Origin of the sequence: Streptomyces sp. NPDC052043 (assembly GCF_044548235.1) — a bacterium.
Taxonomy (GTDB): Bacteria; Actinomycetota; Actinomycetes; order Streptomycetales; family Streptomycetaceae; genus Streptomyces.
The window spans coordinates 265,375-278,323 of sequence record NZ_JBIUBT010000002.1; the positions used below are offsets into that span (position 1 = coordinate 265,375).

The 12,949-nt window shown below is 69.1% G+C and carries 6 protein-coding genes; 5 read left to right on the forward strand and 1 reads right to left on the reverse strand.

Translation table 11 applies throughout. The annotated features are described in order from the left end of the window. Positions 1-420: 420 nt before the first annotated feature. Positions 421-3,708 carry a GH92 family glycosyl hydrolase gene (locus ACIHCX_RS05885; protein ID WP_400026988.1) on the forward strand — a complete coding sequence of 1,096 codons (3,288 nt, stop codon included), beginning with the start codon at positions 421-423 and terminating at the stop codon, positions 3,706-3,708. 72 nt (positions 3,709-3,780) lie between these two features. On the opposite strand, the gene ACIHCX_RS05890 is transcribed toward ACIHCX_RS05885, so the two are convergent. Continuing rightward, the gene (locus ACIHCX_RS05890; protein WP_400026989.1) at positions 3,781-7,584 is read right to left on the reverse strand and encodes a GH92 family glycosyl hydrolase; all 3,804 of its coding nucleotides are present in this window, start codon (positions 7,582-7,584) and stop codon (positions 3,781-3,783) included. A 456-nt stretch (positions 7,585-8,040) separates the two neighbouring features. On the opposite strand from ACIHCX_RS05890, the gene ngcE reads away from it, so the two are divergent. The 4 genes from ngcE to ACIHCX_RS05910 all read left to right on the forward strand — a co-directional run bounded on the left by ngcE (position 8,041) and on the right by ACIHCX_RS05910 (position 12,926). Next, entirely contained in the window at positions 8,041-9,489 is a 1,449-nt protein-coding gene (gene ngcE / locus ACIHCX_RS05895; protein ID WP_400026991.1) for an N-acetylglucosamine/diacetylchitobiose ABC transporter substrate-binding protein, read from the forward strand. A gap of 55 nt (positions 9,490-9,544) precedes the next feature. Beyond that, the gene (locus tag ACIHCX_RS05900; protein WP_400026993.1) at positions 9,545-10,471 is read left to right on the forward strand and encodes a carbohydrate ABC transporter permease; all 927 of its coding nucleotides are present in this window, start codon (positions 9,545-9,547) and stop codon (positions 10,469-10,471) included. Positions 10,472-10,474: 3 nt separating this feature from the next. Then, positions 10,475-11,398: a carbohydrate ABC transporter permease gene (locus tag ACIHCX_RS05905; RefSeq protein WP_400026994.1), complete on the forward strand. Its 924-nt coding sequence runs from the start codon at positions 10,475-10,477 to the stop codon at positions 11,396-11,398. 328 nt (positions 11,399-11,726) lie between these two features. Beyond that, on the forward strand, positions 11,727-12,926 hold the full coding sequence (locus ACIHCX_RS05910) for an ROK family protein (RefSeq protein WP_400026996.1): 1,200 nt from the start codon (positions 11,727-11,729) through the stop codon (positions 12,924-12,926). Positions 12,927-12,949: the final 23 nt, after the last annotated feature.

Here is a 12,949-nt window from a genome sequence, read left to right on the forward strand (position 1 = left end):
GGCCCCGCCCTTTTGGCGCCGGACGTGTGCCGGACGTGTGCCAGGGCGTGCGCTGGACGTGCGTCAGGCGTTTACAGCCGCCGCCGTCCACGCTAGCTTCACTCACCAGTGAGGTGGGAGCGCTCCCACAGTGACGGACCGGAACCCGTCGCTCGGAGCTCTCCCACCTCACCCACCGGTGACGCCGGCTTGTGCGACACCCTGGTGCGACAACGTTGTCGTAGTTGGTCTGTGCATGACTCTACTGCGCCTGCCGACAACGATGTCAATGCCCTGTGTCCAGGACTTCGCCCGCGTGAGTACGGGGCGCGCCGGCGCACCGGTACGCGGTCTTCCGTGATGCCACCGGCGCACGCTACTGTCCCTGAGGCTTGTGCGACCCGTGGTGCGCGACCCGTCCGGAGGAGGAGGGGCCGCGTCATGCGATTCCGTCCGACATCATCCCTGCTGCTGGCCGCGGTGCTCGCGGTCGGCGGTGCCACCCCCGCCCTTGCGGCGACCACCGCACCACCCGGTTCCTCACACGGCCTGGTCACGGATCCGACCGGGTACGTCGATCCGCTGATCGGCACCAGGAACGGCGGCAACGTCTTCCCCGGTGCCGTCACCCCGTTCGGGATGCTCTCCTTCAGCCCGGAGAACACCAACGGCGACGCCACGAGGACGGCCGCGCCCGGTGGCTACCAGTACGACGCCACCCGCATCCGCGGCTTCAGCCTCACCCACATGTCCGGCACCGGCTGCGCGGGCGGCAGCGGTGACATCCCGTTCTTCCCGTACGCCGGAGAGGTCACCTCCTCGCCCGCCGCCGACACCAAGGACGCCGTCTACGCCTCGGGCTTCAGCCACACCGACGAACACGCGGAGCCCGGCCACTACACGGTGGGCCTCGCCTCCGGCGTCACCGCCGACCTCACGGCGACGGAGCGCACCGGCTCGGCCCGCTTCACCTACCCGCAGGGCAAACCCTCCTCCCTGCTGATCCGGACCGCCAACTCCGAGGTGGGCTCGACCGATTCGTCGATCACCATCGACCCGGCCAAGCGCACCGTCTCCGGGTCCGTCACCTCCGGCAACTTCTGCGGCTACCTCGACCCCGAGGGCCGCCGCGCCTACTACACCCTGTACTTCACCGCCCGCTTCGACCGGGCCTTCAAGGCGACCGGCACCTGGCAGGACGACAAGCTGAGCCCGGGCTCGACCTCGGCGAGCGGTGGTGCCGGAGGCTTCTCCAGCGGCGGCAGGCCCGTGGCGGGCAAGGGCGCCGGCGGCTATGTGGAGTTCGCGCCCGGCACCGGCCCGGTCGGCGTCAAGGTCGGCATCTCCTACGTCAGCCGGGCCGGCGCCGAGGCGAACCTGGCCGCGGAGAACCCGCCCCAGCGCTCCTTCGACTCGGTCAAGGACGCGGCCCGCCGCGCCTGGCGGGACCGACTGGGCGCGATCCGCGTCGGCGGCGGCACCGACGACGAGCGCACCACCTTCTACACCGCGCTCTACCACTCCCTGCTGCACCCCAACGTCATCAGCGACGCCGACCGCAGATACCGCGGCGCCGACGACAAGGTGCACACCGTGGGCCGCGGCCACCAGGCCCAGTACGGCACCTTCTCCGGCTGGGACCAGTACCGCGACCAGGTGCAACTGCTGACCCTGCTCAGCCCGGACACCGGCTCGGACGTGGCCCAGTCCCTGTACGAGCTGGCCCGCCAGAACGGCGGTGTGTGGGACCGCTGGCTGCACGGCGCGAGCGGCACCCACGTCATGAACGGCGACCCCTCGCCGACCGCCCTCGCCGGCATCCACGCCTTCGGCGGCACGGACTTCGACCTGAAGGGGGCCCTCGCCTCCCTGGTGAAGGCGGCGACGGTGCCGACCGAGCAGGACCTGTCCCCGGCGGGCAAACCGGTCCTGTCGGCGGGCCAGCGGCCCTCCCTGGACAAGTACCTGAAGCTGCACTACATGCCGTCCGTCTCCAACGCCTGGGGCGGCGCCGCCGAAACGCTGGAGATGTCCACGTCCGACTTCGCCCTGACCCAACTCGCCGAAGCGGCCGGGCAGAAGAAGACCGCCGCCGCCTTCACCGAGCGCGCCCAGTGGTGGCAGAACAACTTCAACGTCGCCGCCCACCCCTCCGGCGGCTACATCGCCAACCGCAAGGCCGACGGGAGCTGGGTCACCGGCTTCACCCCGGACACCGGCAACGGCTTCGTCGAGGGCACGGCGGCCCAGTACACCTGGATGGTCCAGCACAACCCGGCCGGCCTTTTCGCGGCGATGGGCGGCCGGGAGGCGGCGCTCGCCCGCCTGGACGACTTCTTCCACGACGCCGACGGCGGCTGGGCGTTCACCGGTGGCGGCGGCGCCAAGTCCGAACTCGACAACGAGCCCTCGATCAACGTCCCCTACCTGTACGACTACGCGGGCGCGCCCTACAAGACGCAGGAGACCGTCCGCGCCGCCATGCGGCAACTGTGGACGACGCAGCCGGGTGGCATCCCCGGCAACGACGACCTCGGCGCGATGTCGGCCTGGTACGTCTTCTCGGCGATGGGGATGTATCCGCAGGTACCCTCCCGCGCCGAACTCGTCCTCGCCTCCCCGCTGTTCGAGCAGATCGACATCCACCGGACGCACGGCAAGGACATCTCCGTCCGCGCCACGGGTGCGGCGGCCGGATCCCCGTACATCCGGTCCCTGAAGGTGAACGGCAAGGTGAGCGAGCGCCCCTGGCTGCCGGCGAGCTTCGTCCGTGACGGCGGCCGGCTCGACTACACCCTCTCCGCCACCCCCGACCGCGCCTGGGGCAGCGCTCCGTCGGCCGCCCCGCCCTCCTTCCGGGAGGGTGAGCAGTCGTACCAGATCGGTGTGGGCCCGACCACGGCGACGCTCGCGCCCGGCGACACCACGACGATCGACGTGCGGGCCCTGTCACTGAACGGCGGCCAGGGGCCCGAGGTCCGCTTCAGTGTCCGGACCCCGTCCGGCATCACGGCGACCCCCGCCGAGGGCACGGTGACCGGCGGCGCCCAGCAGATCACGCTCACCGCCGCGCCGGACGCCGAACAGGGCTTCTACGACGCGAACGTCACGGTCACCTCCGGCAGCCAGTCCTACGAGCAGCCGGTGTCCCTCACGGTGGCGGCCCCGGGCAGCCTGCTGGCCGCCTACGACAACACCGGGATCTCGGACGACGAGGGCGACCACGACGAGGCCGACTACGACGGGGGCGGCTGGAGCTACTCCCGCCAGGCCCTGGCGGCGGCCGGCCTGGCGTCGGGCGGGCAGGGCACGGTGGACGGCCTGGCGTTCACCTGGCCGGACTCGCCGAGCGGACGCCCGGACAACGCCGCCGCGGCCGGTCAGAGCATCGAACTGGCCTCGCCCGCGGCCCGGTTGTCCTTCGTCGGCAGCGCGGTCAACGGCAACCAGCAGACCAAGGCCACCGTCACCTACACCGACGGCACCACCGGCACCGTCGACCTCTCCTTCACCGACTGGACCGTCGGCGGAGGCGGCGGGACCGTCCAGTACGGCAACACGGTGGTGGCCAAGACCACGTACCGCAACGTCGCGGGTACCGACAAGGACGTGGTGACGACCTACGTCTTCGCCACCCAGCCGTACGAGGCCCCGGCAGGCAAGCGGATCAGCAGCGTGCGCCTGCCGGACAACACCGACCTGCACGTCTTCGCCCTCGCCACGGACTGACCTCTGTGCCGAGCAGCACGAAGGGGCGGGGCCCGTCGGCCCCGCCCCTTCCTCATGCCGTACGGAGGTGCGTCAGGCCAGCAGCTCCACCTCCGCCAGCGTGGAGGCGCTGTCCAGGACCAGGCGGTACTGCTGGTACATGCCCGGTGCGGCGATCGTGAAGGGGCGGGTCTGCTTGTCCCAGGCGAAGGACTCGCCGGAGCGCTTGTCCACCGTCTTCCAGGTCTTGCCGTTGGTGGAGGCCTGCAGCGTCCAGCCGGTCGGGGCCTTGGTGCGGTCGGCCGGCGAGGTCAGGGTGTACTGGACGGCCTTGACCCTGCCGGACACCGGCAGGTCCACCGACGTCACGGTCGCCTCCGTGGCCGACGTGTCGTCGAACAGCGGCCCGTCCCCGTCGAGGACGTCGGACCGGGGCGACGGCGCCTTGTTGCCGGTCGTGATCGACACCGGCGCCGCGCTCTTCCCGGTGCCCCAGGACGACGGCCGCGGACCCATGTCGAACTCCAGGGTGCCGCCCCGGGACAGGACGGAGTGGGGCAGGCTCGTCGAGTTCCACGCCTTGCCGTTGAGCCGCACGCCCTGCACGTACACGTTCTTCGCGCTGTTCTTCGGCGCCTTGATCACCAGGTCGTGGCCGTTCTCCAGGTGCACGGTCGCCTTGGTGAACAGCGGGGAGCCGACGGCGTACTCACCGCTGCCCATGACCAGCGGGTAGAAGCCGAGCGCGGAGAACACGTACCAGGCCGACTGCTCGCCGTTGTCCTCGTCGCCGAGGTAGCCCTGGCCGATCTCGCTGCCCACGTAGAGCCGGGAGAGCACCTCGCGGGCCTTCGCCTGGGCCTTGGCGGGCTGCCCGGCCGCGTCGTACATGTAGATCACGTGGTGGGCGGGCTGGTTGGAGTGGCCGTACTGGCCCATCCGCACGTCCCGCGCCTCGGTCATCTCGTGGATGATGCCGCCGTAGGAGCCGGCGACCTCCGAGGACCCCGTCTCCGGCGTGGCGAAGTACGTGTCGAGCTTGTCCGCGAGGCCCTTCTGGCCGCCGTACAGGTTCGCCAGGCCCCGGCTGTCCTGCGGGGCGGTGAAGGCGTAGCCCCAGCCGTTGGTCTCCGTGTAGTCGTAGCCCCACACGCGCGGGTCGTACTTCGACGGGTCGAGGCGCCAGTCGCCCTGGGCGTTGCGGCCCTGGAAGAAGCCGATCCGCGAGTCGAACAGCTTGACGTAGTCCTGGGCCCGGTTGCGGAAGTACTCCGCTTCCTCCTGGTAGTGCTTCTCGCCGGTCTTCTTGTAGAGGGCCTCGCCCATCTGCGCGATGCCGTAGTCGTTGTTGTAGCCCTCCATCGCCCAGGACAGGCCCTCGCCGGTGGCGGTGCTGGTGTAGCCGAGGAAGGGCGAGGTGGTCATGCCCTTGCGGCCCACGCCCGAGGAGGGCGGTACCACCGTCGCGTTCTTCACGGCCGCTTCGTACGCCGTCTTCGCGTCCATGGGCACACCCTTGACGTAGGCGTCCGCGAAGGCCACGTCCGAGGAGGTGCCGGTCATCAGGTCGGCATAGCCCGGGGACGACCAGCGGGCGGTCCAGCCGCCGTCCTTGTACTGCTGCACGAACCCGTCGACCATCTCTCCGGCCTGACCGGGCGTCAGCAGGGAGTACGCGGGCCAGGTGGTCCGGTAGGTGTCCCAGAAGCCGTTGTTGACGTACACCTTGCCGTCGACGATCTTCGCGCCGGTCTGCGTCGGGGTGTTCTGGCCGGCCGCGGGCGAGAACGGGGAGGCGTACCGGTCCTTGCCGCCCACCTTCTCGGAGCCCGAGTTCGGGTACAGGTACAGCCGGTACAGGTTGGAGTAGAGCGTGGTCAGCTGGTCGGGCGTGGCGCCCTCGACCTCGATCTTGCCGAGGAGTTGGTCCCAGGAGTGCTGGGCGGCCGCCTTGACGGTGTCGAAGGAGGTGCCGTCCGGGATCTCCTGGCGCAGGTTGTCCTTCGCCTGGTCGACGCTGATGAGGGAGGTGGCAAGGCGCAGGGTGACCGTGCGGTCCTTGCCCGCGTCGAGGCGCACGGTGCCGGTGACGCCGGCGGCCGAGCCGCTGGTCACGGGCTTGTCGAAGACGCCGTAGACGAACAGCCGGGTGGCGCCGGCGGACAGCCCGGACTTCACGTCCGAGTAGCCGGTGACGACGCCGTGCGCGGTGTCCAGAGTCAGACCGCCCTGGTTGGTGACGTTGTCGAAGATCACGCTTGCGTCGTCGCCCGGGTAGGTGAAGCGCAGCGCGGCGGCGTGGTCGGTCGGCGCCATCTCCGCCGTCAGGCCGTTCTCGAAGCGCACCCCGTAGTAGTACGGCCGCGCGGTCTCGTTCTCGTGCCGGAAGGCGAGGGCGCGGGCGGCGCGGCCGGTGTCCGGGGTGCCGGCGGCGGCGGACGGCATCACCTGGAAGGTCTGCCGGTCACCCATCCAGGGGCTGGGCTCGTGGCTCGCGCTGAACGCCTGGAGGGTCGGCAGGTTGGCGTCGTTGTTCGCGTGCGCGTACTCGTACAGCCAGCTCTGCGAGGACGCGTTGGTCACCGGCGTCCAGAAGTTGAAGCCGTGCGGCAGCGCGGTCGCGGGGAAGTTGTTGCCGCGCGAGAAGCTGCCGCTGGAGTTGGTGCCGCGGGTGGTCAGCACGTAGTCCGAGAGGTGCGCCTTCGGCTTCTCCTGCGGTACCTGGGCGATCACCACGTCGTCCAGCCAGCCGCGGAACTTCGCCGGGCCGGTGGGGGAGTCGTAGGCGAGCAGGATCCGGTCGATCGTCCTGCCGGCGGCGACCGAACCGATCCGGGAGAGCACGTTGTTCCACTGGTTGACGTACAGCGTCTTGGACTCGCCCTGGCCCTGCGGGCTCAGGGGGAAGCCGTGCTGGTCGCTCGCGCCCAGTTGGCTGAGGTAGGTGCCGTCGGTGAAGGCGAGGTCGACGGCGACGTTGGTGGCGTCGTAGTCGCGGTCGCCGTCGGCCATCGACGGGTAGAGCCGGTACGACAGCTGGGTGTCGGGCAGCACCGCTATGTTGACGTCGAAGACCTTGTTGTACGAGTACGCCCGGCCCTTCGCGGTGTGCCGGCCGGCGTAGCGCAGGGCGCTCTTGCCCGTGTAGCCGGCGCCCGACTTCGCGGTCGGGGAGCCGCTCGGGCCGCGGTCGACCAGCGAGAGCATGTCCTGCGGGACGGGATCGCCGTCGCCGCCGGTGGAGAACTGCACCTCGGCCAGCTGGAGGATGTCCGGGGCGCCGTTGTTCTTCGTCACGTCGAGCCGGAAGTGCTGGTACTCGGCCGGCTCGGCCAGGTCGTAGGTGTTGGTCTGGAACCGTTCGGCGAAGCTCTCGCCGGAGCGGGTGTCGACGGTCTTCCAGTCCTTGCCGTCGGTGGAGCCCTTGAGGGTCCAGTCCTTCGGGTCGCGCTCGGCGTGGTCGTTGGCCGAGGTGAAGGCGTAACGGGCGATCTTCACCGGCTTGTCGAAGTCGAACTCGACCCAGCCGGTGGGCTCGAACGCCAGCCACTTGGTGCCGGACTCGCCGTCGACGAGGTTCTCCTTCACCTCCCCGCCGTCGGTGTTCTCCGCGCTGGCCCGGACCTCGGTGATGTGGTCGGCCACGTTGCCCGGGATGCCGGTGCTGTAGCCGCCGTCCACGCCCGAGGCGCGCTTGGCGCCGTCCGGACCGGTGTCGACGGTGTTCAGCCAGTCCGGTGCCGGATCGCCGGCCTCGAACGAGGAGCTGAACTCCCGTGCGGCGGCCGGGGCCTTGCCGGGCAGGGCGACCGCGGCCCCCTGCGAGCCGAGTGCCGTGACGAAGGCGGCCGTGATGACGACCGCCGGACCCCATCTGTGCCGTACTCTGCGCTGCATGCGCGGCGTCCCTCCCTGCGTCGGACAACGTTGTCAGCTCTTTACGCAAGGACCAGTAGGGAGCCAAGTGACCAGGGATGTCAAGGGTGTTGGGTGTGGCATTCGGGCGCAAAGCCACGGATATATCCGTCAACGGGAGCCCACAGGCGGCTCATATTCCGCGTGAGGTCTCAACTCGGAAAAGACCCGCGGTGAACCTTGCTCTCGATCTTGCTCCGCTGGCGGGAAGTGGACTATACCTGTCGGCGTCCGCGCGACCGCACGATCGGCCGGAAGCGGACCCGGGGGAGTTCGGAAAGGAGGTGCGACGTGCGAAACGCGTCCGCCCTCTGTCTTCAGGCCGACCTCGGTGAATGGCACACAACGCACTTCCTGCACGACCCAGCTTGACCCGACCGCGGTGCCGGGGAGGATCCGGTTCACCGCCTGAGTCCTGGAGAAGGCGAGGACTTGAGCATGGGATCCACTTCCGCCGAGAACCACGGGGGCGTCGGCCGCCGGGCTCTGATCAAGCGGTCCGCCGCACTCGGTCTCATCAGCGTTCCCGCGATGGGCTTCCTGTCCGCCTGCGCCAGTGGTGGCGGCGGCGACGACCAGAAGAAGGCCAAGACCGGCAAGAAGACCGCGAAGAACCCGCTCGGTGTCAATGACACCGCGCAGATGGAATTCGTCCTGTTCGACGGCGGCTTCGGCAAGGAGTACGCCCAGGACGCCGTCAAGATCTACGACCAGAACTTCCCCAAGGCGAAGACCAAGTTCTCCGCCATCCAGAAGATCGCGTCGACGCTCCAGCCGCGCTTCAACCAGGGCAACCCGCCGGACCTCATCGACAACTCCGGCGCCGAGCAGATGGACATGGGCGGTCTCGTCGGCAAGAACCAGCTCGCGGATCTGACCCCGCTGCTGGACGCGCCGTCCTACGACGACCCGAACAAGAAGGTCCGCGACACGCTGCGCCCGGGCATCGTGGAGATGGGCCAGTTCGACGGCCAGCCGGTCTGGATCATGTACTACGCCTACACGGTGTACGGCGTGTGGTACTCGCAGAAGGCCCTGGACTCGCTCGACGAGCAGTACCCGGAGACCTGGGACGCGATGCTCAAGGTCTGCGAGAAGGCCAAGAAGAAGGGCATGGCCGGCTGGACCTACGCCGGCAAGTACCCGTACTACCTGCCCTTCTCGCTCTACCCGATGATCGGCAAGGTCGGCGGCCGCGATGTCCTGGACGCCATCGACAACCTCGAGCCGAACGCCTGGAAGCACCCGGCGGTCAAGGCCTGCTTCGAGGCCTACTACGAGCTCTACAAGAAGGGTTACGTCCTCAAGGGCACCCCGGGCCTGGACCACATCCAGTCGCAGACCGCCTGGGCCAAGGGCAAGGCGCTGTTCATCCCGAACGGCTCCTGGGTGGAGAACGAGTCCGCCAACGTCATCCCGAAGGACTTCGACCTCGCCGTCTCCGCGCCCACCGGCATCGACAGCTCCGACAAGATGCCGTTCGGCACCATCTGGGCCTCCGGTGGCGAGCCGTTCATCGTGCCGGCCAAGGCCAAGAACCCCGAGGGCGGCATGGAGCAGCTGCGCATCATGCTCAGCGAGGCCTCCTCGAAGAACTTCACCGCCAAGGTGAAGTCCCTCACCGCGTACAACGGCGGTACGGACGGCCTCGACCTCACCCCCGGACTGAAGTCCGGAGTCGCGGCGCTGGACAAGGCCGGCTCCAACGTGGTGAACCCGCGGCTCCAGGACTGGTACGTGCAGCTCCAGAAGGAGAAGATCGGTGTGTCGGGCATCGGCGAGATGATGGCCGGCCGCCTCACCCCGGCCGAGGCCATCAAGAAGATCCAGGGCTTCGCCGACGAGGCCGCCAAGGACCAGTCGATCAAGCACTACAAGCACCAGTAGTCCTGAGGATCCGTCACCAGCGGTACCACCCGCCCAGAGATCGGGGTCGGCAGCAATGCAGCACGGCAAGTACCGGTTCATCGTGGGGTTCCTCGCGGTTCCCCTCGGGCTGTACGCGCTTTTCGTCGTCTGGCCGTTCATCCAGTCCATCTACTACTCGTTCACGGACTGGACCGGTCTGAGCCCCGATTTCCAGATGGTCGGCTTCGACAACTACCAGAGGATGCTCCACGACGACATCTTCTGGAAGTCGTTGCAGCACAGCCTGCTGTTCGCGCTGCTGCTACCGCTGGTGACGCTCGGTCTGGCGCTGTTCTTCGCCTTCATGATCAATGTGGGCGGGCGGCGTCGCAGGGGAGGACCGGCCATCTCCGGTGTCCGCGGCTCCTCCTTCTACAAGATCGTCTACTTCTTCCCGCAGGTGCTGTCCATCGCGATCGTGGCCATCCTGTTCGCCTTCGTGTACAACCCGGACAGCGGCGCGATCAACTCCCTGCTGCGCGGGATCGGGCTCGACAGCCTGCAGCCGCTGTGGCTGGGCGACCCGAGTCTCGCCCTGTGGTGCGTCATGGCGGTGCTCGTCTGGTCCACGGTCGGCTTCTTCGTGGTCCTGTTCTCGGCCGGTATGGCCTCCATCCCGGCGGACCTGTACGAGGCGGCGCTGCTGGACGGCGCCAGCCGGTTCGCCACCTTCTTCCGGATCACCCTGCCGCTGCTGTGGGACACCGTGCAGTCCGGCTGGGTGTACATGGGCATCCTCGCCCTCGGCGCGGAGTCGTTCGCGGTCGTACAGATCATGACGACCGGGCCGGGCGGCCCCGACTACTCGACCACCGTCATGGTCCTGTACGTGTACCAGAAGGCGTTCCGTGACGGTCAGGCCGCCTACGCCACCACGATCGGCGTCGCCCTGCTCATCGTCACGCTGGCCTTCGCCGCCGTCGTGATGCGGCTGGGCCGGCGCGAGCGGCTGGAGTTCTGACCCATGAAAACGACCGAGACCCCCGCCCCCGTTCCGGCCGAGTCCGGTGCCGGTCTCGCCACCGCCGGCGTACCGGCCGAAAAGCCGGACGGACGGAAGAAGGACGGCTCCGTCCTCAACGTCTTCTCGCACGGCATCCTGATCATCTGGGCGATTATGGTGGTCACACCGCTGGTCTGGGCGGTGATGACGTCCTTCAAGGACGACGGCTCCATCTTCGGCTCGCCCTGGTCGCTGCCCGACAGGCTGCACTTCGAGAACTGGTCGCGGGCCTGGACCGAGGCCAATATGAGCTCGTACTTCCTCAACACCGTTCTGGTGGTGGGGGGTTCGCTCATCGGCACTCTGGTGCTCGGCTCGATGGCGGCGTATGTGCTGGCCCGTTTCGACTTTCCGGGCAACCGGTTCATCTATTACCTTTTCATCGGCGGCATGAGTTTTCCGATCATGCTCGCCCTGGTCCCGCTGTTCTATGTGGTGAACAACATGGGACTGCTGAACACCATTCATGGTCTGATCCTGGTCTACATCGCCTATTCCCTGCCGTTCACGGTGTTCTTCCTGACCGCGTTCTTCCGGACCCTGCCGACCTCCGTGGCGGAGGCCGCCTTCGTGGACGGCGCCTCGCACACCCGGACGTTCTTCCAGATCATGCTGCCGATGGCCAAGCCCGGCCTGATCAGCGTGGGGATCTTCAACTTCCTGGGTCAGTGGAACCAGTACCTGCTGCCGACGGTGCTCAACACCGACCCGGACAAGCACGTGCTCACCCAGGGTCTGGTGCAGTTGGCCGTGAGCCAGGGGTACAAGGGCGACTGGTCCGGTCTGTTCGCCGGACTGGTGATGGCGATGCTGCCGGTGCTCGCCGCGTACATCGTCTTCCAGCGCCAGGTGGTGCAGGGGCTCACGGCGGGCGCCTTGAAGTAGCCCCGGCGCCCCACCACTCGCGCGCGCCGTCCCGAGCCTCCTGCCGCCCCGGCCCTCCTGGCGTCCCGGCCCGCCGCCTGTCCCGCGCCCGTTCCGCCGTCCGAGCACGCCGCCCTCGCCGCCCCTCTCCGGGGCGTGCGGGGGCGGCTCGCGTATGTGCGCACCCGCGTCCGCACGCGCGCGCGTGGCACGGCTCCGTCAGCGTGTCCAAGGGCCCGGATACCGTTCAACCTCTTGACGGGAGGGGACCCGAACAGCTCAGCTTAGAGTTCACTAGTTGGACATGGACGGGGCCTCACTGAAGCGGCCCCGCGCTCAGGAGGTCGTCGTGGAGACTCCAGGGTCGCAGTCGTCGCTGCACCGAGCCAACCTGGAGCGGGTCGTACGTGCCGTGCGTCTTGCCGGATCACTCACGCAGGCGGAGATCGCGCGGACCACGGGCCTGTCCGCGGCGACGGTCTCCAACATCGTGCGCGAGCTCAAGGACGGTGGAACGGTCCAGGTCACGCCCACCTCCGCGGGTGGGCGCCGGGCCCGCAGCGTGTCGCTGAGCGGGGACGCCGGCATCGTGATCGGCGTCGACTTCGGGCACACCCACCTGCGGGTCGCGATCGGCAACCTCGCCCACCAGGTGCTGGCCGAGGAGTCCGAGCCGCTGGACGTGGACGCCTCCTCGACGCAGGGCTTCGACCGGGCGGAAGAGCTGGTCAACCGCCTGATCGCGGCCACCGGCGTGGACCGTTCCAAGATCGCCGGCGTGGGTGTCGGCGTACCCGGCCCGATCGACGTCGAGTCCGGCACGCTGGGCTCCACGGCCATCCTGCCGGGCTGGACGGGCGTCAGGCCCGCCGAGGAGCTGCGGGGGCGCCTCGGCGTGCCGGTGCACGTGGACAACGACGCCAACCTGGGCGCCCTGGGCGAGCTGGTCTGGGGCAGCGGGCGGGGTGTGCGCGACCTGGCCTACATCAAGATCGCCAGCGGGGTCGGCGCGGGACTGGTGATCAGCGGCAGGATCTACCGCGGCCCCGGCGGCACGGCGGGCGAGATCGGGCACATCACGCTCGACGAGTCCGGCCCGGTCTGCCGCTGCGGGAACCGCGGCTGCCTGGAGACCTTCACCGCCGCCGGGTACGTGCTCCCGCTGCTCCAGCCCAGCCACGGCGCCGGGTTGACGATGGAGGGCGTCGTACGGCTGGCGCGGGAGGGCGACCCGGGCTGCCGCCGGGTGGTCGCCGACATCGGCCGGCACATCGGCAGCGGCGTCGCCAATCTCTGCAATCTGCTCAACCCCAGCCGGGTGGTGCTAGGAGGCGACCTCGCCGAGGCCGGTGAGCTGGTGCTGGGCCCGATCAGGGAGTCGGTCGGACGGTACGCCATCCCCAGTGCCGCGCGCCAACTCGCCCTGCTTCCCGGGGCACTCGGGGGCCGTGCCGAAGTGCTCGGGGCGCTCGCCCTGGCGCTCAGCGAGATGGGCGATTCGACACTTTTGGACGGAACGCTGCACGCGGCCACTCCTGCCTTCACTTAGAGAACGGATGGCACCGTTGCCAT